Source organism: Enterobacter chuandaensis (genome assembly GCF_039718975.1).
In the GTDB taxonomy this organism is placed as follows: Bacteria; Pseudomonadota; Gammaproteobacteria; order Enterobacterales; family Enterobacteriaceae; genus Enterobacter; species Enterobacter chuandaensis.
The window spans coordinates 3,220,993-3,241,542 of the sequence record NZ_CP097173.1; the positions used below are offsets into that span (position 1 = coordinate 3,220,993).

Annotated in this window: 13 protein-coding genes; 6 read left to right on the forward strand and 7 right to left on the reverse strand. The window is 55.6% G+C overall.

Annotated features, from left to right (window positions below):
• Positions 1–23 precede the first annotated feature (23 nt).
• From MX657_RS15615 to MX657_RS15635, 5 genes are all read right to left on the reverse strand, one after another.
• Positions 24–1,667: a multidrug ABC transporter permease/ATP-binding protein gene (locus MX657_RS15615; protein ID WP_346806126.1), complete on the reverse strand. Its 1,644-nt coding sequence runs from the start codon at positions 1,665–1,667 to the stop codon at positions 24–26.
• A gap of 69 nt (positions 1,668–1,736) precedes the next feature.
• Positions 1,737–2,393 (reverse strand): DNA oxidative demethylase AlkB, encoded by a 657-nt coding sequence (alkB, locus tag MX657_RS15620; protein ID WP_346806127.1) that lies wholly within the window; start codon positions 2,391–2,393, stop codon positions 1,737–1,739.
• Positions 2,393–3,451: a bifunctional DNA-binding transcriptional regulator/O6-methylguanine-DNA methyltransferase Ada gene (gene ada, locus MX657_RS15625; protein ID WP_346808565.1), complete on the reverse strand. Its 1,059-nt coding sequence runs from the start codon at positions 3,449–3,451 to the stop codon at positions 2,393–2,395. The genes alkB and ada overlap by 1 nt, the downstream gene beginning before the upstream one ends.
• Positions 3,452–3,523: 72 nt before the next feature.
• Positions 3,524–4,579, reverse strand: a complete 1,056-nt coding sequence (gene apbE / locus MX657_RS15630) for an FAD:protein FMN transferase ApbE (protein WP_346806128.1) — start codon at positions 4,577–4,579, stop codon at positions 3,524–3,526.
• 114 nt (positions 4,580–4,693) lie between these two features.
• Positions 4,694–5,806: a porin OmpC gene (locus MX657_RS15635; RefSeq protein ID WP_080328581.1), complete on the reverse strand. Its 1,113-nt coding sequence runs from the start codon at positions 5,804–5,806 to the stop codon at positions 4,694–4,696.
• Between the two features lie 744 nt (positions 5,807–6,550).
• On the opposite strand from MX657_RS15635, the gene rcsD reads away from it, so the two are divergent.
• A complete protein-coding gene (gene rcsD / locus MX657_RS15640) occupies positions 6,551–9,223 on the forward strand; it encodes a phosphotransferase RcsD (RefSeq protein WP_346806129.1) in 2,673 nt (890 codons plus the stop codon).
• 16 nt (positions 9,224–9,239) lie between these two features.
• On the forward strand, positions 9,240–9,890 hold the full coding sequence (rcsB, locus tag MX657_RS15645; RefSeq protein ID WP_003859405.1) for a response regulator transcription factor RcsB: 651 nt from the start codon (positions 9,240–9,242) through the stop codon (positions 9,888–9,890).
• A gap of 90 nt (positions 9,891–9,980) precedes the next feature.
• On the opposite strand, the gene rcsC is transcribed toward rcsB, so the two are convergent.
• Positions 9,981–12,827, reverse strand: coding sequence for a two-component system sensor histidine kinase RcsC (gene rcsC, locus MX657_RS15650; RefSeq protein WP_080328579.1), 2,847 nt, complete (start codon positions 12,825–12,827; stop codon positions 9,981–9,983).
• 135 nt (positions 12,828–12,962) lie between these two features.
• The gene (gene gyrA, locus MX657_RS15655; RefSeq protein ID WP_346806130.1) at positions 12,963–15,599 is read right to left on the reverse strand and encodes a DNA topoisomerase (ATP-hydrolyzing) subunit A; all 2,637 of its coding nucleotides are present in this window, start codon (positions 15,597–15,599) and stop codon (positions 12,963–12,965) included.
• Between the two features lie 146 nt (positions 15,600–15,745).
• On the opposite strand from gyrA, the gene ubiG reads away from it, so the two are divergent.
• The 4 genes from ubiG (at position 15,746) to yfaE (ending at position 20,541) form a co-directional block, all read left to right on the forward strand.
• Positions 15,746–16,474 (forward strand): bifunctional 2-polyprenyl-6-hydroxyphenol methylase/3-demethylubiquinol 3-O-methyltransferase UbiG, encoded by a 729-nt coding sequence (gene ubiG, locus MX657_RS15660; protein ID WP_046888293.1) that lies wholly within the window; start codon positions 15,746–15,748, stop codon positions 16,472–16,474.
• A gap of 347 nt (positions 16,475–16,821) precedes the next feature.
• On the forward strand, positions 16,822–19,107 hold the full coding sequence (gene nrdA, locus MX657_RS15665) for a class 1a ribonucleoside-diphosphate reductase subunit alpha (protein ID WP_080328578.1): 2,286 nt from the start codon (positions 16,822–16,824) through the stop codon (positions 19,105–19,107).
• Positions 19,108–19,156: 49 nt separating this feature from the next.
• Positions 19,157–20,287, forward strand: coding sequence for a class Ia ribonucleoside-diphosphate reductase subunit beta (nrdB, locus tag MX657_RS15670; protein ID WP_014884611.1), 1,131 nt, complete (start codon positions 19,157–19,159; stop codon positions 20,285–20,287).
• Positions 20,287–20,541, forward strand: a complete 255-nt coding sequence (gene yfaE, locus MX657_RS15675; RefSeq protein ID WP_003859419.1) for a class I ribonucleotide reductase maintenance protein YfaE — start codon at positions 20,287–20,289, stop codon at positions 20,539–20,541. The genes nrdB and yfaE overlap by 1 nt, the downstream gene beginning before the upstream one ends.
• Positions 20,542–20,550: the final 9 nt, after the last annotated feature.

Sequence of the window (20,550 nt, forward strand, 5' to 3'; positions counted from 1 at the left end):
GGGAGAGGGTTAGGGTGAGGGCATCAGGCCGTACGCGCCACCGCATCACGCGACGCGGCATCGCGCTCTTCGCCGGTCAACTCGCTCAGCCTGCCGTCGCGCATCTCCAGCAGGCGGTCAGCATGTATGAAGTAATGATCGTCGTGGCTGATGGCGAAAATGGTTTTGCCCATCTCCTGCATCAGCGGCAGCAGCACCTGATAAAACTCGCGGCGGAAATGCGGATCCTGATCCGCCGCCCACTCATCCAGCAGAATGATGTCACGCTCTTCCGCCAGCGCCAGCAGCAGCGCCACGCGCTTCTTCTGGCCTTTGGAGAGCTTGAGGTTCAGGATTTTGCCGTCCTGAAGCTCCAGCTTGTGCGCCATCTGCAGCTGCGCAAGCCATTTTTCCACCAGCGCCGGATTGGCCTGCTGCCCTTCCGGCCCCAGCAGCTGGTCAAACAGCCAGACATCGGTAAATACCGCAGAGAAAAGCTTGCGATAATCCTCGGGTTTCTCCGCGCTCAGCGCCTTGCCGTCCAGCAGGATCTCGCCCGACTGCGGCTGATAGAGTCCGGTGAGCAACATCGCCAGTGTAGATTTACCGCTGCCGTTGCCGCCGATGAGGAACAGCAGTTCTCCCCGGTGAATGGTCAGATTGACCGGCCCCACGGAGAAGGCGTTGTCCTGATAGCGGAACGTTACGTCGCGCAGCTCCAGCGTCTGCCAGTTGGGGAACGCCTGCGGGCGCGGGAATTCAGCCTTAAATGGTGCCAGGTCGAACTTCTTAAGCTTGTTAAACGCTACCTGCGCACTGAGTAACGTAGGCAATGCGCCGACGGCCGAGAGCAGCGGCGTACGCAGGAACAGCAGCGTCAGCGAGTAGGTCGCCGCCACGTTGGTGTCCGCCCAGCCCAGGCTGTTTGCCATCCAGAACACCAGGCCAATGGCGCCCAGCATCATAATGTTGGACCAGTTCACCGCGCTCAGGTGGAAGGTATCGGCGCGAATAATGTGGTGCCGGTATTCGCGCGCGTCCGGGATATAGAGGTTATTGAAGATATGCTCGGCACGCTCGCGGTTGAGGGTCAGCTCTTTGCGCCCTTCCAGCACCGTCTGGTAATCGTTATAAAGTTTGTCTTCCGTTTCGCGCAGGACCGCCATGTGTTTATAGACGCGCGACACCAGCACGAAACCGCCCCAGATGGTGATGGCAATCCACACCGCGGTCACCGCCAGCATTTTTGTCGAAAGCCAGGCGAGATAGGCCGCCGAGCCAAAGGTCAGGATGATCCCCTGCACCAGCTCCGGCAGGCGGACAAACGCGATAGTAATCGCACGCACGTCGCTGGTCAGCCCCGCCAGCAGGGAAGCGCTGCCGAGCTGCTCCACGCGCTCAACCTGCGTGTCGAGGATCCGCTTAATGAATTCGCTGCGCAGGCGAAAAACGAAATGGTGGCCGAGCGCGGTCAGCGCCAGCTGGGAACCCAGCGTGACCGCCATCAGCAGCAGCAGCAGGCCGAGAAACTCCGGCAGAACCGAGAGTGAGGTGTCGACCATTTCAATCAGCCGCACGTTAATAAATGCGATCAGACCAATACCCAGCGCAGCGCTGGCGAGGCTTAACGCCATCACGGCGATGAAGGGCCAGCGGTACTGACGCCAGACAAGAAGAAGTAGTTGCATGCAGGCAATCCGGACAATAAAAATCAGCCAGCAGTGTAAACTGCCCTGCGCGGACATCAAGAATAATTCTTATTTTTGTTTGCTCAACCCCGCCTGACGGAAAGTCAGATTAAAACGGTACTCGCCCGTGAGGGGATGCACACCGGGCTTGAGGGGCTGAATTCCGTGATAAAACAGCCGTGATTCCCTGCCCCACACCACCACGTCGCCATGCTCCAGCATAATGCGCGTGAGCGGATCGTTGCGGCGTAAACCGCCAAACTGGAAGACGGCGGGCAGACCCAACGATACCGAGACGATGGGCGCGCGCAGATCGGGTTCATCTTTGTCCTGATGCAGCGAGAGCTTCGCGCCGACGGCGTAGCGGTTAATCAGACAGGCATCCGGCCGGAAGTCAGGGTAATCTGCTGCAACGGCAGCCTCGTGGCAGAGAGCCTGGAAAACCGCAGGCATCGGTGGCCACGGCTGGCCAGTGGAGGGATCGACCGGGGCATAGAGATAGCCCCGCTCGTTCGTGGCCCAACCTAACTCCCCGCAGTTAGCCATGGCAACAGACATGGTGTAGCCGCCCGGCGTCACCATATGGCGAAACGGTGAAACGGCCATCACCTCGTCGATACCGGCAAGCAGCGCCGCCGCGCGGGAGAGTGCAAAGCGGCGCAGAATCGTCGCTCCCGGCGCAAGCGGCTCCTGCCAGGGTTCAGCATCCGCAAAAAGATCGAGCATTATTCCTCCCGGCGTTTCGCCTCACGTTTCAGTAATTGCGCTTTTCGCGCCGCCCCCCATCGGTAACCCGACAGCGCGCCGTCGTTGCGAACCACGCGATGACAGGGGATTACAATCGCCAGCCTGTTTGCCGCGCAGGCACCGGCGACGGCACGCACCGCGTTGGGCTGGCCAATCGCCTGCGCCACCTGCTGATAGCTGGCCGTTTCCCCGCAGGGGATGTCACGAAGAGCCTGCCAGACCCGCTCCTGGAACGCGGTGCCGCGTATATCCAGCGGCAGCGCCAGCGGCACCGCGTGGTTATCAATACTGGCAATGACCTGACGGATACGCTGCGCAAAGGCATCTTCCCGTGGAGCACATTCCGCGTTTGGAAACAGCGTCGCCAGCTCTTCGGCTAATTCTGCATCGTTGTCACCCAGCAGTATCGCGCAAATCCCCCGCTCGCTTTCAGCGACCAGACAGCGTCCTAACGAACAGTCGTCAATGGCGTACTGCACCGATACCTCACCTTTGCGGTACTGTTTCGCCGTCATCCCCAGCGCGTCGTTGGCCTTGCGGTAATAGGTGCTGCTGTCGGGAAAACCTGCCGCCAGCACGGCATCGGTAATTTTGTTCCCCTGCGCAAGCGCCGTACGCAGACGCTGCCCCCGCGCCGCCTGCTGCCAGGCTTTTGGCGTCATCCCGGTGACGGACTTAAACAGCCGGTGGAAATGGAAAGGACTCATGGCGACCTGCTGCGCCAGCCCTTCCAGCGTCAGCGCGGGATCCTGCTCCAGAAGGCGACAGGCGTGCTCCACTTTCGCCAGCTTCTGCTGCTGCGGATCGCGTTGGTCCGGCATACAGCGCTTGCACGGGCGAAATCCGGCCTGAATGGCATGCTGGACATCAGGATAAAAGCAGACATTTTTACGCAGGGCGTGACGGGCACGGCAGGATGGGCGGCAAAAGATCCCCGTCGTCTGTACGGCAAAGACAAACCGGTCGTCAGCGCGCGGATCGCGGGCCAGCACGGCCTGCCAGCGATCCTCATCGGTCATGAAGGTTGGATTTTTCATCATCAGCTCCTCTTACAAGCATACCTTTAGCCTGCCTGAGCGCCAGCGATAAAAAACCCGCAACCTTGCTTTTTAATTTTTGTCGCTTACCAGGAAGCTGTTGAACTGCGGCGAGCTCCAGGTTTTAAACCCGTCGCCCTCTTTGGTGATCATATAAACCGCCAGCCCTTCCTGACGAACCACCTCTTTAGCTTTTTCCGGGCCGAGCACCATTAATCCGGTATCCCAGGCATCCGCTTCCAGCGCGGTGGGGGCTATCACCGTCACCGAGACCAGATTATGCGTGATGGGACGCCCGGTCTGAGGGTCAATCACGTGCGAAATACGCTTCCCGTCGAGTTCGTAATAGTTACGGTAGCTGCCGGACGTACTGATGCCGTGCCCGTTAATATCCACAATGGCCTGTACGGCGTTTTGCCGATCGGTCGGTTTTTGAATCGCTACGCGCCACGGTTTGCCGGTGGCGTTCATGCCCCGGCTGACTAACGCGCCGCCCACGGAGACCAGGTAGCGCGATATCCCTTCCTGCGTCATCAGCGCCGCAAGGTGATCCGCCGCGTAACCTTCGCCTACCGTTGACAGATCGACAAACAGATCGGGGATGTCTTTCTGCAGATACTGCTGGCCGTACTGGTTGATCACCGTCAGATGCTTTAATCCTGTCCGGGCGCGGGCATCATCAATGGCCGCCTGATCGGGGGTGGTATCCGGCTGATTGTTCGGGCCAAATCCCCACAGGTTCACCAGCGGTCCGACGGTCACGTCCATCGCGCCGTTGGTTTTATATCCCACGCGCATTGACTCGGTAACAATATCAGCCATCGCTTCGCTCACCGGCCACAGGGAGGTACTGGTGGAGAGATTAAAGCGCATCAGCGCCGAGTCATTTTTATAGGTTGAGAGCAGCTGGTCGTCGGCATCCAGCTGAGCCTGGATTTTGCCGCGAAGCTCTTCAGCGCGGGTTTTATCCAGGTTCATCACGCTGACGCGCCAGAAGGTGCCCATCGTTTTGCCTTCGAGCACCGTCGCGGCGGGTGCATCGGTTTTCACCACGGGCGCGGAATCATCACACGCGGTCAGGAAAAACAGCATAGCCAGAAAGCTGGCGCGTAAAAAAGTCATGTCCATTCATTATTATCCTCATGCCAGGGCGGCAAGAGTACACCAAAACGGTGGCATTGTGAGAACCAGAAAGACACAAAAAAGGGGCCATCAGGCCCCTTAAGTCACACGATGACGCGATTAGAACTGGTAAACCAGGCCCAGCGCGACGATATCATCAGTACCGATACCGGCCTGACGGGTGAACTCATTTTCATCAACCAGGTTGATTTTGTAATCCACGTAGGTGGACATGTTTTTGTTGAAGTAGTAAGTCGCGCCTACATCAACATATTTCAGCAGATCCTGATCGCCGTAACCTTCGATGTCTTTCCCTTTGGACTGCAGGTAAGCCACGGATGGACGCAGGCCGAAGTCGAACTGGTACTGAGCAACCACTTCGAAGTTCTGCGCTTTGTTAGCAAAACCGTAAGCGGTAGTCGGGCTGTCGCCGTTAGAGGTACCGAAGCGGGTTGCGTTGTAGGTCTGAGAGTACTGCGCTGCCAGGTAGATGTTGTTGGCGTCGTATTTCAGGCCGCCAGAATAGACTTCTGCGTGATCGCCGTTACCGTAAACGCCCGGTGCGTTCTGGTCAGCGGTACGTTTGGAGGAGGACATCGCACCACCCACGCTGAAACCTTCGCCCAGGTTATAGGTTACGGATGCACCGTAGCCGTCGCCGTTCTGTTTCAGCAGGCTACGTCCACCGACGTTCTCGCCGCTTACGCTGCCGTTTTTACCCTGATACTGCAGAGCAAAGTTCAGGCCATCCACCAGACCAAAGAAGTCCTGGTTACGGTAGGTCGCCACGCCGTTAGCACGAGACTGCAGGAAGTTATCTGAACCATAGGTATCGCCGCCAAATTCTGGCAGAACGTCAGTCCAGGAGGTTACGTCGTAGATCACACCGTAGTTACGACCGTAATCGAAAGAGCCTGCTTCAGCGAATTTCAGACCGGCAAACGCCACACGCGTCCAGGACTGGTTGTCGCTTTCAGTCGTATTGCCCTGAATCTGGTATTCCCACTGGCCGTAACCGGTCAGCTGATCGTTAACCTGAGTTTCGCCTTTGAAGCCAAGACGCATGTAAGTCTGGTCGCCGTCGGCACTCTTGTCGTCAGAGAAATAGTGCAGACCATCTACTTTGCCGTACAGATCTAATTTGTTGCCATCTTTGTTGTAAATTTCAGCCGCATTTGCTGCGCCTGCTACCAGGAGTGCTGGTACCAGGAGGGACAGAACTTTAACTTTCATTTTATTAACCCTCTGTTATATGCCTTATAATTGCCACTGCTTACTGGTTAACCCTCATTAACCAGTCGGCAATTTCATTCTCCGCAAAATTGCAGAATAATCCAATGCGAATATGATACGAAAACTTTGAAGATGTTTCATTTACCCACCAACATGTTTCAAATTGTAAATATCAAGGAACTTTTACAAAGCACAAATAGCTTAGAAACTTAGCACTTATAATCAAAAATAAAAATCACCGCATATATATCAATAAGTTAAAATAAAAACCGTTACCGCACTGAATGACAAAACAAGATCGCGCCCAAACTCTAAAATAACTCTCGCTATCATCATTAACTTTATTTATTACCGTCATTCAGCTTTGAATGTCTGTTTATCCCTAATTCAACCGGATGCATCGCATTCGGTTTTTTTTTACCCTTCTTTACGTAACTTTTCTTTTTTTGTGCTACCGCCACGTAATTGTAACGACTATTAACTAAATTCGCCGCCACGCCTCGTCATTATGACGAAATTCACTCAAAACTTAATTTCTTGTTAATTCGTGCTATTTACTGACAGGAAGCCCTGATTATTTGTACACGCATCGTGGATTTGTACACCTTTAGCGCGTTCCGCCTCTCTCGTACGGCTTATCGAAAAAGTCGCTTCTTTCCAGGACAGAGGCGCTGGAAATTCAGTTATTACCCTTTATACTGCCCTATCGCCACAGAGCACGACCATAACGGGTTAAAGATATCAATGAGTCAGACTGAAACTACCGCCCCGAGCAAATTCTCCCTCCTCCCCGGGAGCATCACCCGTTTCTTTCTTCTGTTGATCGTTGTGCTGTTAGTCACAATGGGCGTGATGGTACAGAGCGCGGTTAACGCCTGGCTGAAGGATAAGAGCTATCAGGTGGTGGATATAACCCACGCCGTCCACAAGCGCATTGATACCTGGCGCTACGCCACCTGGCAGATTTACGACAACATTGCGGCTGCGCCTGCAAGCTCATCCGGAGATGGGCTTCAGGAGACGCGGCTTAAGCAGGATGTTTACTATCTTGAAAAACCGCAGCGTAAAACTGAGGCGCTAATCTTTGGCTCCCACGACAGCGCGACCCTCGAGATGACGCAGCGTATTTCGACTTATCTGGATACCCTCTGGGGCGCCGAAACGGTGCCGTGGTCGATGTACTATCTGAACGGTCAGGACAACAGCATGATCCTGATCTCAACGCTGCCGTTGAAAGATCTCTCTTCCGGATTTAAAGAGACCACCGTGGGCAGCATCGTTGATTCCCGCCGGGCAGAGATGCTGCAGCAGGCCAACGCCCTTGATGAACGTGAAAGCTTCTCATCGCTGCGCCGGCTGGCCTGGCAAAATGGTCACTATTTTACCCTGCGTACCACCTTTAACCAGCCGGGACATCTGGCGACGGTCGTGGCCTTCGATTTACCCATTAATGATTTGATCCCGCCGGACATGCCGCTCGACAGCTTCCGCCTGGAGCCGGACAGCAGCACCCAGAACATGCGTGCGGCGCCTGATAAAGAGGCCGCAGAGAGCGTCACAATCTCCTTTAACGGCTCAAAAATTGAAATTGCCTCGTCGCTGAACTCAACCGGCATGCGTCTGGTGTGGCAGGTTCCGTTTGGTACGCTGCTGCTCGACACCCTGCAAAATATTCTGCTGCCTCTGCTGCTGAATATTGGCCTGCTGGCGCTGGCGCTGTTTGGCTACAGCACCTTCCGTTTCCAGCCTGGGCGCCAGAGCGATGCCTCTGCGGTCTCCGCGGGCAACACCAATGAGCTGCGCGTATTACGCGCGCTCAATGAAGAGATTGTTTCCGTGCTGCCGCTTGGGGTGTTAGTTCACGATCAGGAAGCGAATCGGACGGTGATGAGCAATAAAATTGCTGACCACCTGCTGCCGCACCTTAACCTACAGAACATCACCACCATGGCGGATCAGCACCAGGGGGTTATTCAGGCCACCATTAACAATGAACTGTACGAGATCCGTCAGTTCCGCAGCCAGGTAGCGCCACGCACGCAAATCTTCATTATCCGCGATCAGGATCGCGAGGTGCTGGTCAATAAAAAGCTCAAGCAGGCGCAAAGGCTGTATGAGAAGAACCAGCAGGGGCGCGCGGCATTCATGCAGAATATCGGCGATGCCTTCAAGCAGCCATTAAAAACGCTGGCGACCCAGGCGGCGGCGTTAAACACGTCTGAAAGCCACCAGCTTGCCTGCCAGGCCGACTCGCTGGTCCGTATGGTGGATGAGATCCAGCTGGCAAACATGCTGGAGAATGATTTCTGGAAAGGCACCCCTTCTCTCTTCTCCATTCAGGATCTGATCGATGAAGTGGTTCCTGAAGTCCTGCCCGTAATTAAGCGCAAAGGACTGCAGTTGCTGATCAACAACCATTTACCGGCCAATGACGAACGCCACGGCGATCGCGAGGCGCTGCGCCGTATTCTGCTGATGATTATTCAGTACGCCGTAACCACCACGCAGATCGGCAAGATCACCCTTGAAGTGAGCACCGACGAGTCGGCGGAAGATCGCCTGACGTTCCGCATTCTGGACACCGGGGAAGGCGTGACGACAAGTGAAATTGATAACCTCCACTTCCCGTTCCTGAACGACACGCAGAGCGATCATTACGGCAAGGCCAATGCTCTGACCTTCTGGCTGTGCGATCAGCTGGCGCGCAAGCTCGGCGGCCATCTGAATATTAAGGCCCGTGAATCGCTCGGCACCCGTTACTCTCTGCACGTGAAAATGGCCGCCAATCCGCAGGAAGAAGATGAAGAACGCCTGCTGGATGATGTCGTGGTGATGGTGGATGTGACCTCAAACGAGATCCGCAATATTGTGGTTCGTCAGCTCGAAAACTGGGGCGCGGCCTGCATCACGCCGGATGAAAGGCTGGCAAGTCAAGAATTTGATCTGTTTTTAACTGATAATCCGTCTAATCTTACTGCCTCCGGCTTGCTTTTAAGCGATGATGAGTCAGGCGTGCGGAAAATCGGCCCTGGCCAGCTGCGCGTCAACTTTAATATAAGCAATGCGATGCAGGAAGCTGTACTACAACTAATAGAAGAGCAACTGGCGCAGGAAGAGATAACGGAATCCCCGTTAGGCGGCAATGAAAATGCCGAGCTTCACGCCAGCGGATACTATTCACTCTTTGTTGATACAGTACCAGATGATGTTAAGCGGTTGTATACTGAGTCCGCTGCGAATGATTTTGCAGCGCTGGCGCAGACAGCACACCGGCTTAAAGGGGTGTTTGCCATGCTTAATCTGGTTCCCGGCAAGCAGTTATGTGAAACGCTGGAACATCTAATTCGTGAGAAAGATGCCTCTGGCATTGAAAAATACATCAGCGACATTGACGCCTACGTCAAAAGCTTGCTGTAGCAAGGTAGCCTTATACATGAACAATATGAACGTAATTATTGCCGATGACCATCCGATTGTACTGTTCGGTATTCGCAAATCGCTTGAACAGATCGAGTGGGTGAATGTAGTCGGTGAATTTGAAGACTCTACAGCACTGATCAATAACCTCCCAAAGCTTGATGCACACGTGCTCATTACCGATCTCTCCATGCCTGGGGACAAATACGGTGATGGGATTACGCTCATCAAATATATTAAACGTCACTTCCCTGACATTTCGATCATTGTTCTGACCATGAACAACAACCCGGCAATTCTGAGCGCCGTGCTGGATCTGGACATCGAAGGGATTGTGCTGAAACAGGGCGCACCGACCGACCTGCCAAAAGCGCTCGCTGCGCTGCAGAAAGGCAAAAAGTTCACGCCTGAGAGCGTCTCTCGCCTGCTGGAAAAAATCAGCGCGGGTGGCTACGGTGACAAACGCCTGTCCCCGAAAGAGAGTGAAGTTCTGCGCCTGTTCGCCGAAGGTTTCCTGGTGACCGAGATTGCCAAGAAACTGAACCGCAGTATTAAAACCATCAGCAGCCAGAAGAAATCAGCAATGATGAAGCTGGGCGTGGACAACGATATTGCTCTGCTGAACTATCTCTCCTCCGTAACGCTGAGCGCAACGGATAAGGATTGATCCCGGACGGGTGTGCGGCCTGATGCCCTCACCCCGCCCCTCTCCCCGTGGGAGAGGGTGAAAAACGTAAAAGGCCCTCGCGGGCCTTTTTTATATTCTGGTTTTTCTCACGCGGTCCGCATAAACCGACAACGTCTGTTTCAGTACGTCCAGCGTCACCGGTTTCGACAGGCAACTGTCCATTCCCGACTCCAGACAGCGCTGTTTCTCTTCCGCCAGCGCGTTCGCCGTTACGCCCACCACCGGCAGCGTCAGGCCAAGCTGTCGGATGCGCTGAGTCAGACGGTAGCCATCCATATTTGGCATGTTGACGTCGCTCAGCACGATATCAATATGATTTTTACTCAGCACGTTCAGCGCATCCACACCGTCATTGGCCGTTTTGCACTGATAACCCAGCGATCCAAGCTGGTCAGCCAGCAGGCGGCGGTTAATCGGATGGTCATCCACCACCAGAATCATCATATCGTCATTCACTGACGCCAGACCTTCCGGTGACGGCAGCGCGCCTGCACCGTCGCTCTCTTCCAGCTCGACTTTGTAGATACGGGCCAGCAGGCTCAACAGCTCATGCGGCGTTGCCACGCTATGCACCCACTCTCCTGGCGCGCGCTCAGCCGGGATGCCGATATGGCGGCGGCAGAAGAGTACCGTCCCTCTTCCCTGCCACGGCTGCTCCGGCATCTCGTCAGCAATCAGCACATCGTCCATGTCCGGCGTCTGGCCTTCATAGCGGCACACCCTGACGCCGCTGTACGTGAGCAACGCCGTCAGGTAATCATTCAGCGAGGCATTGTGGACTGCCAGCCAGCAGCGCTTATCGCTCAGCCCGTCAACCGTCGTTTTTGCCGGATACTGCGCCGAGTAGAGCGGAATACGGATGGTGAACTGGCTGCCCATGCCGGGCTCGGTATCCACCGAGATATCACCGTCCATCATGCTGACGAGCTTCTCACAGATCGCCAGCCCCAGGCCTGTGCCCTGGAAGTTACGCTGGACGCCGGTTCCGACCTGGAAGAACGGGTCGAACAGACGAACCACCTCTTTCGCCGGAATGCCCACCCCCGTATCGCGCACGCGAATGCTGAGGTAATCTCCCGCCCGGCAGACGTGCAACACAATACAGCCGATATCGGTGAATTTAATGGCGTTGCTGAGCAGGTTTGAGATGACCTGCTGCAGGCGCATCGGATCGCCGTGCAGCGTCAGCGGCACGTCCGGTTCAATAAAGCAGTAGAGCCCCAGCTGTTTACGCACCACCAGCGGCAGATAGTTGGCGCTGATGTGGTTCATCACCTCACGCGGCGAAAACTCGCGCGGCTCGATTTTCAGCTGCTCAGACTCAATTTTGGAGAAGTCGAGAATATCGCTGATGATCTTCAGCAGCAGACTGGAGGAGTTGTTCATCGCCGTCACCAGCCTGTCGACCCCTTTCGGCAACTCTTTCGTCTGCAGCAGATCGAGGTTACCAATGATGCCGTAAAGCGGCGTACGCAGCTCGTGGCTGACGGTAGCAAGGAACATGGATTTCGACTGGCTGGCCTGCTCCGCGGCCTGCGCCATCTCCTGCAGCGACTCTTCCATCTTCACGCGTGCGGAGACATCCACCAGCACGCAAATCGCCACGTTTTCATTGCGATAGCGGGAATGGACAAAGCTGATCTGCAGGTTGGTGTGTGTGCTGGTGAGCACGTCGACAAAGTTCACCTGCTGGCCACAGATGATTTGCGTCAGCCTTTGCCGATCCTCGTGCGTCAGCATGTTCAGGTAGTTGTGCGCCAGCTCGTTACTCAGGATGTTGGTCCCGTCCTGGGTACGCAGAATGCAGATCCCTACCGGTGCCGAGGCGACAATCTTACGGTTAAACTGCTCGTGCTCCTCCAGACGCTGGGCGTCGTTTTCGGCAGGAATAAAGATTTTCCGCTCATACATGCGCGCCAGCGTAAACAGCGCGCCCCCCACCAGCAGGTTCAGCAGAATCGCATTCATAATAAGGATGCGGATCCGCTCAAGCACCATATCCACCGGCAGCGAGTAGACGATACTCAGCGACGAAGGCGGCAGGCTTTTTTTCAGCACCAGCTCGCGGAAGCCGGAGGTATAGCCAAACCATGAGCGCTCCTGCATCCAGTGCGGCTCAACGTTCAGGCGATTATCTGGCCCGGCGAGTGAGATCAGCTGATGCCCGTTTTCATCCAGAATGGTCACGCCCATCGGCAGGCTGCCCGGCGTGAAGAAGTTTTCCATGCGGATAGTCTGCTCAATCCCCAGCAGCGCCTGCAGGCGATTGCCCAGATAAACAGGAGTGAGAGCGTAAAAATAGCCCACGCCCATGCGCGGCCCCTGGCTTATCCAGAAAATGTTGTTCCCGCGCTCATCCTGCGGCGCATTGCGATATTTCACAATGCGCTCGTGCAGGCTTTTCAGCGCATCATCGCGCTCGACGGGTACATCGCGCAGGCCAAAATCAGCCATACAGAGATTTTCGCTGCCGATCAGGAACACGCGGTTGAGATCGTAGGCGGCGGAGAAATTGTCGCGCCAGTAGCGCATAAACCAGGCGAGGGATTCCAGCGACCCGCGCCAGGTGTTGCTCATGGTGGAGCAATCGGAGTCCGGGAACAGCGGCTGGAAGTCCGGCACTTCGGTTTTGTCATTACGCCCGCGCAGGGCAAGGATACCGTTTTCCGCCGTGAGCCGATTTTCGGCGATGTACTTCAGCTCCTTCATCACGTCAGACGTTCGCTGAATGTAGCGCTGGGCCTGATCGGAGCTTAAATTAAACTCCTGACGGATCTCCGCTTCTTTCTGGTGCAGCGCATTGACGATGTAAAACACCGACAGCAAGGCCACCAGCAGCCAAAGCAGGAGCGCCAGCGCCCGGAACAGATAGCGAGAAACTTTCAGCGTAGTACGAAAGGAGACGAGGTATTTCAAAGGGGCGAGGCTCCGCCGTCGGGGTCAAAAGAATGTGGTTAAGGTAGCGGTAAACGCGGCTTGTCGCAACGTTCACGTATCTGCATCTGCAAAAGAAAAGGGCCGGAATCCGGCCCTTTTTTGCATCAGGAGACATTACTCGTCAGCGTCATCCGCTGCGTCGTCGTCGCTCTCCGCTTCCGGTGCGATTTCATCATCACCTTCCGCGACGCTGCCGTCGATAGAGTCGAGCTCTTCATCATCTACCGGCTCAGCAACGCGCTGCAGACCCACCACGTTTTCATCTTCCGCAGTACGGATGAGGATAACGCCCTGGGTGTTACGGCCTACCACGCTGATCTCAGACACGCGGGTACGCACCAGCGTACCGGCATCGGTGATCATCATGATCTGGTCAGCATCGTCCACCTGCACCGCGCCCACAACGGACCCGTTGCGCTCGGTCACTTTGATGGAGATAACGCCCTGGGTGCCGCGTGACTTGGTCGGGTATTCGCTTTCCGCCGTACGTTTACCGTAGCCGTTCTGGGTGACGGTCAGGATTGCGCCTTCGCCACGCGGAACGATCAGGGAAACTACAGAGTCTTCACCCGCCAGCTTGATACCGCGTACGCCGGTCGCCGTACGACCCATTGCGCGCACGGCGTTCTCTTTAAAGCGCACCACTTTACCGGCCGCAGAGAACAGCATCACTTCATCCGAACCGGAGGTCAGATCCACACCGATCAGCTCGTCGCCTTCGTTCAGGTTCACCGCAATAATACCGGCGGAACGTGGGCGGCTGAATTCGGTCAGCGCGGTTTTCTTCACGGTACCGCTCGCGGTCGCCATAAAGACGTTCACGCCCTCTTCGTACTCGCGTACCGGCAGGATGGCGGTGATACGTTCGTTCGCTTCCAGCGGCAGCAGGTTGACGATAGGACGACCACGTGCGCCACGGCTCGCTTCCGGCAGCTGATAGACCTTCATCCAGTACAGGCGGCCACGGCTGGAGAAGCAGAGGATCGTGTCATGGGTGTTGGCCACCAGCAGGCGGTCAATAAAGTCTTCTTCTTTAATACGTGCCGCAGATTTGCCCTTACCGCCACGACGCTGTGCTTCGTAGTCGGTCAGCGGCTGATACTTCACATAGCCCTGGTGAGACAGGGTGACCACCACGTCTTCGCGGTTGATCAGATCTTCAATGTTGATATCAGAGCTGTTCGCGGTGATTTCGGTGCGACGCTCGTCGCCGAACTGATCGCGGACCAGCTCCAGCTCTTCGCGGATCACTTCCATCAGGCGCTCGGCGCTACCCAGGATGTGCAGCAGCTCAGCAATCTGCTCCAGCAGCTCTTTGTACTCGTCGAGCAGTTTTTCATGCTCAAGGCCGGTCAGCTTCTGCAGGCGCAGATCCAGAATCGCCTGGGCCTGCTGTTCAGTCAGGTAGTACTGACCGTCACGCACGCCGAATTCAGGCTCGAGCCACTCAGGACGCGCGGCGTCATCGCCCGCACGTTCCAGCATCGCCGCCACGTTGCCCAGATCCCACGGACGCGCAACCAGCGACGCTTTCGCTTCAGCCGGGGTTGGTGCACGACGGATCAGCTCAATGATCGGGTCGATGTTGGCCAGCGCAACCGCCAGTGCTTCAAGAATGTGCGCACGGTCGCGCGCTTTGCGCAGTTCGAAGATGGTACGACGGGTCACCACTTCGCGGCGGTGACGCACGAACGCGCTCAGGATCTCTTTCAGGTTCATGATCTTCGGCTGGCCATGGTGCAGCGCAACCATGTTGATACCGAAGGAGACCTGAAGCTGAGTCTGGGAGTACAGATTGTTCAGCACAACCTCACCCACCGCGTCGCGCTTGATTTCAATCACGATGCGCATACCGTCTTTGTCAGACTCGTCGCGCAGCGCGCTGATGCCTTCAACGCGTTTTTCTTTTACCAGCTCGGCGATTTTTTCAATCAGGCGCGCTTTGTTCACCTGATACGGGATCTCGTGAACAATGATGGTTTCACGGCCGGTTTTAGCGTCCGCTTCCACTTCGGCGCGGGCACGGATGTAAATCTTGCCGCGACCGGTACGGTACGCTTCTTCAATACCGCGACGACCGTTGATGATCGCCGCCGTCGGGAAGTCCGGGCCCGGGATGTGCTCCATCAGCCCTTCAATGCTGATGTCTTCATCGTCGATATAGGCCAGGCAGCCGTTGATCACTTCCGTGATGTTGTGTGGCGGAATGTTGGTTGCCATACCGACGGCGATACCGGACGAGCCGTTCACCAGCAGGTTAGGGATCTTCGTTGGCATAACGTCAGGAATTTTTTCCGTGCCGTCGTAGTTATCAACGAAATCAACCGTCTCTTTTTCCAGGTCGGCCATCAGCTCATGGGCAATCTTCGCCAGACGGATTTCCGTATAACGCATTGCCGCGGCGGAGTCGCCGTCGATAGAACCAAAGTTACCCTGACCATCTACCAGCATGTAACGCAGCGAGAATGGCTGCGCCATACGGACGATAGTGTCGTACACCGCGATATCACCATGGGGATGGTATTTACCGATTACGTCACCAACGACACGGGCAGATTTTTTGTAGGCTTTATTCCAGTCATTGCCCAATACGTTCATGGCGTATAGTACGCGACGGTGTACCGGCTTCAGGCCATCGCGGACGTCCGGCAGCGCACGGCCAACAATGACCGACATCGCATAGTCCAGATAGGAGCTCTTCAGCTCTTCCTCGATGTTAACCGGTGTAATTTCTCTCGCAAGGTCGCTCATCTAACCGCTATCCCTCTACTGTATCCCGGATTCAAAGGTCGCAAATTATAACACAGCCGAGGTGATTGAGGTAAACCTATACGCTTTATTCACAGGGATTGCCTGATATACTCATTCGTCTTGCTAAATAAGGAGTAAAAGCGCCCATGAATGCCGAAAAATCCCCGGTGGCTCACAACGTTGACCACGAAGAGATTGCCAAATTTGAAGCGGTGGCGTCCCGCTGGTGGGATCTCGAAGGTGAGTTCAAACCGCTGCATCGCATTAACCCGCTGCGTCTGGGCTATATCGCGGAGCGTTCCGGCGGTCTGTTCGGTAAGAAGGTTCTCGACGTCGGTTGCGGCGGCGGCATCCTGGCGGAGAGCATGGCGCGCGAAGGAGCCACCGTCACCGGCCTGGACATGGGCTTTGAACCGCTGCAGGTTGCCCGTCTTCACGCGCTGGAGTCAGGTATACAGGTGGAATACGTGCAGGAAACCGTGGAAGAGCATGCGGCAAAACATGCCCACCAGTACGATGTGGTGACCTGCATGGAGATGCTGGAGCACGTTCCCGATCCGCAGTCCGTGGTAAACGCCTGTGCAAAACTGGTGAAGCCGGGCGGCCAGGTTTTCTTCTCGACCATCAACCGCAACGGCAAAGCCTGGCTGATGGCCGTGGTCGGCGCGGAGTATGTGCTGCGCATGGTGCCGAAAGGCACGCACGACGTGAAGAAATTCATCAAGCCAGCCGAGCTGTTAAGCTGGGTTGACCAGACGTGGCTGAAAGAGCAGCACATCACCGGTCTGCACTACAATCCGCTGACAGATAAATTCAAACTCGCACCGGGCGTGGATGTTAACTATATGTTGCACACCACCGCCAAAAACGACTAACGTCATTCGTTATTCTTATAAAGATTGCGCGACATCATGTTGCGCAATTCTGACCTCCCGTTGAAGAAATCAGCACTCGATCAAATTTTGAATTTTTTTTCTAAATTATTGACATCTCTTCCAGGCCTTACGGTACGAGGACTTACGCTTTTTTACCCTTTCACAACCTCAATTTAACGTCAAAATCAACCCTTGTGCTGAAAAGATTCGATACTAGAATACTCACCATATAGCGTTTTTCTTATCGCAAACCCCCTATATGTAGTATTTATCCACAGAGTTAGTCACAAGACGGATCTGTGGATAAGCGGGGGATATTTTTTATTTCACGGACAGGTAAAACCCACATGAATCAGAGTCTGCTGGTGACAAAGCGCGACGGTACAACCGAGCGTATCAATCTGGACAAAATCCATCGAGTTCTCGACTGGGCAGCAGAAGGACTGAACAACGTATCTATATCCCAGGTTGAACTGCGTTCTCATATTCAGTTCTACGACGGCATCAAAACGTCTGATATCCACGAAACGATCATTAAAGCAGCGGCAGACCTCATCTCCCGCGACGCACCGGATTATCAGTACCTCGCTGCGCGTCTGGCGATTTTCCACCTGCGTAAGAAAGCCTACGGCCAGTTTGAGCCGCCGAAGCTGTACGATCACGTAGTGAAAATGGTCGAGCTGGGCAAATACGACACGCATCTGCTGGAAGACTATACGGAAGAAGAGTTCGAGCAGATGAACGGGTTTATCGATCACTGGCGCGACATGAACTTCTCCTACGCGGCGGTGAAGCAGCTCGAAGGCAAATACCTGGTTCAGAACCGTGTAACCGGTGAGATCTACGAAAGCGCCCAGTTCCTCTATATTCTGGTGGCCGCCTGCCTGTTCTCTAACTACCCGCGTGAGACCCGTCTGGACTACGTGAAGCGTTTCTACGATGCGGTATCGACGTTCAAAATTTCTCTGCCAACGCCAATCATGTCTGGCGTGCGCACCCCTACCCGTCAGTTCAGCTCCTGCGTACTGATCGAGTGCGGTGACAGCCTGGATTCCATCAACGCCACCTCCAGCGCCATCGTGAAATACGTCTCCCAGCGTGCCGGTATCGGCATCAACGCCGGTCGCATCCGTGCGCTGGGCAGCCCGATTCGCGGCGGTGAAGCGTTCCACACCGGCTGTATCCCGTTCTACAAGCACTTCCAGACGGCGGTAAAATCCTGCTCTCAGGGCGGCGTGCGCGGCGGTGCTGCGACTCTGTTCTACCCGATGTGGCACCTGGAAGTGGAAAGCCTGCTGGTCCTGAAAAACAACCGCGGCGTGGAAGGCAACCGCGTGCGTCACATGGACTACGGCGTGCAGATCAACAAGCTGATGTACACCCGTCTGCTGAAAGGGGAAGACATCACCCTGTTCAGTCCGTCCGACGTTCCGGGCCTGTACGACGCGTTCTTCGCCGATCAGGACGAGTTTGAGCGCCTGTACACCAAATACGAAAAAGACGACAGCATCCGCAAGCAGCGCGTGAAGGCGGTAGACCTGTTCTCCCTGATGATGCAGGAACGTGCCTCTACCGGCCGTATCTACATCCAGAACGTTGACCACTGCAACACCCACAGCCCGTTTGATCCGGTGGTTGCGCCAGTGCGCCAGTCTAACCTGTGCCTGGAGATCGCCCTGCCGACCAAACCGCTGGAAGACGTGAACGACGAAAACGGTGAAATTGCGCTGTGTACGCTGTCCGCGTTCAACCTGGGTGCGATTAAGAGCCTGGACGAACTGGAAGAGCTGGCCGTGCTGGCGGTTCGCGCGCTGGATGCCCTGCTGGACTACCAGGATTACCCAATCCCGGCGGCAAAACGCGGTGCAATGGGCCGTCGCACTTTAGGTATCGGCGTGATCAACTTCGCCTACTGGCTGGCGAAAAACGGCAAGCGTTACTCTGACGGCAGCGCCAACAACCTGACCCACCAGACGTTCGAAGCGATTCAGTACTACCTGATGAAAGCTTCTAACGAGCTGGCGAAAGAGCAAGGCGCGTGCCCGTGGTTCAACGAAACCACCTACGCAAAAGGCATTCTGCCGATCGACACCTATAAGAAAGACCTGGATGCGATCGTCAGCGAGCCGCTGCATTTGGACTGGGAAGGCCTGCGCGAGTCCATCAAAACGCACGGTCTGCGTAACTCCACGCTCTCTGCCCTGATGCCGTCCGAGACCTCTTCGCAGATCTCCAACGCCACCAACGGTATTGAGCCACCGCGCGGCCACGTCAGCATCAAAGCGTCGAAAGACGGCGTGCTGCGTCAGGTGGTGCCGGATTACGAAACGCTGGGCAACAACTACGAGCTGCTGTGGGAAATGCCAAACAACGACGGCTATCTGCAGCTGGTGGGCATCATGCAGAAGTTTATCGACCAGTCGATCTCTGCCAACACCAACTATGACCCGACGCGCTTCCCGTCCGGCAAGGTACCGATGCAGCAGCTATTGAAAGACCTGCTGACCGCCTACAAATTTGGCGTGAAAACCCTGTACTATCACAACACCCGTGACGGTGCAGAAGACGCCCAGGACGACATGGTACCGTCAATTCAGGACGATGGCTGCGAAAGCGGCGCATGTAAGATCTAATGAAGGGCGGGGATATCCCCGCCTTTATTTCGTAAGACAGGACACACTCATGGCATATACCACCTTTTCACAGACGAAAAACGACCAGCTCAAAGAGCCGATGTTCTTCGGCCAGCCGGTCAACGTGGCACGCTACGATCAGCAAAAATATGACATCTTCGAAAAGCTGATTGAAAAGCAACTCTCCTTCTTCTGGCGTCCGGAAGAAGTGGACGTCTCCCGCGACCGTATTGATTACCAGTCGCTGCCGGATCACGAAAAGCATATCTTCATCAGCAACCTGAAGTACCAGACGCTGCTGGACTCCATTCAGGGCCGTAGCCCGAACGTGGCACTGCTGCCGCTGATCTCCATTCCGGAGCTGGAAACCTGGGTGGAAACCTGGGCGTTCTCCGAGACGATCCACTCCCGCTCTTACACCCACATCATCCGCAACATCGTGAACGATCCGGCGGTAGTGTTTGACGATATCGTTACCAACGAGCAGATCCAGAAGCGCGCGGAAGGCATTGCGCACTACTACGACGAGCTGATCGAGATGACCAGCTACTGGCATCTGCTGGGCGAAGGCACCCACAACGTGAACGGCAAAACCGTTACCGTGAACCTGCGCGCGCTGAAAAAGCAGCTGTACCTGTGCCTGATGAGCGTTAACGCGCTGGAAGCGATCCGCTTCTACGTGAGCTTCGCCTGCTCCTTCGCCTTTGCCGAGCGCAAACTGATGGAAGGCAACGCTAAAATTATCCGTCTGATCGCCCGCGATGAAGCCCTGCACCTGACCGGCACCCAGCACATGCTGAACCTGCTGCGCAGCGGTACGGACGATCCGGAGATGGCGGAAATCGCCGAAGAGTGCAAGCAAGAGTGCTACGACCTGTTCGTGCTGGCGGCCCAGCAGGAGAAAGAGTGGGCAGACTACCTGTTCCGCGACGGCTCCATGATTGGCCTGAACAAAGACATCCTGTGCCAGTACGTTGAGTACATCACCAACATCCGCATGCAGGCGGTTGGTCTGGACCTGCCGTTCCAGACGCGCTCTAACCCGATTCCGTGGATCAACACCTGGCTGGTATCCGATAACGTGCAGGTCGCGCCGCAGGAAGTGGAAGTAAGCTCATACCTGGTCGGTCAGATTGATTCTGAAGTCAACACCGACGACCTGAGCGACTTCCAGCTCTGATGAGCCGCGTAACGCTGAGCCTTTCTGGCACGGAAGTGCTGTGCCAGGAAGAGCACCCTTCCCTGCTGGTGGCGCTTGAGGCGCATCAGGTGGAGGTAGAGTACCAGTGTCGTGAAGGCTATTGCGGCTCCTGCCGCTGCCGTCTGGTCGCAGGCCAGGTGGACTGGCTGACCGAACCGCTGGCCTTTATCAGTGAAGGGGAAATTTTGCCCTGCTGCTGCCGGGCAAAAGGCGATATTGAGATCGAGATGTAAAAAAGGGCC

Bases quoted from the DNA above. Each gene is read 5' to 3' on its own strand.
- MX657_RS15615 (WP_346806126.1), bottom strand. From the start codon at position 1,667: ATGCAACTACTTCTTCTTGTCTGGCGTCAGTACCGCTGGCCCTTCATC.
- alkB (WP_346806127.1), bottom strand. From the start codon at position 2,393: ATGCTCGATCTTTTTGCGGATGCTGAACCCTGGCAGGAGCCGCTTGCG.
- ada (WP_346808565.1), bottom strand. From the start codon at position 3,451: ATGAAAAATCCAACCTTCATGACCGATGAGGATCGCTGGCAGGCCGTG.
- apbE (WP_346806128.1), bottom strand. From the start codon at position 4,579: ATGGACATGACTTTTTTACGCGCCAGCTTTCTGGCTATGCTGTTTTTC.
- MX657_RS15635 (WP_080328581.1), bottom strand. From the start codon at position 5,806: ATGAAAGTTAAAGTTCTGTCCCTCCTGGTACCAGCACTCCTGGTAGCA.
- rcsD (WP_346806129.1), top strand. From the start codon at position 6,551: ATGAGTCAGACTGAAACTACCGCCCCGAGCAAATTCTCCCTCCTCCCC.
- rcsB (WP_003859405.1), top strand. From the start codon at position 9,240: ATGAACAATATGAACGTAATTATTGCCGATGACCATCCGATTGTACTG.
- gyrA (WP_346806130.1), bottom strand. From the start codon at position 15,599: ATGAGCGACCTTGCGAGAGAAATTACACCGGTTAACATCGAGGAAGAG.
- ubiG (WP_046888293.1), top strand. From the start codon at position 15,746: ATGAATGCCGAAAAATCCCCGGTGGCTCACAACGTTGACCACGAAGAG.
- nrdA (WP_080328578.1), top strand. From the start codon at position 16,822: ATGAATCAGAGTCTGCTGGTGACAAAGCGCGACGGTACAACCGAGCGT.
- nrdB (WP_014884611.1), top strand. From the start codon at position 19,157: ATGGCATATACCACCTTTTCACAGACGAAAAACGACCAGCTCAAAGAG.
- yfaE (WP_003859419.1), top strand. From the start codon at position 20,287: ATGAGCCGCGTAACGCTGAGCCTTTCTGGCACGGAAGTGCTGTGCCAG.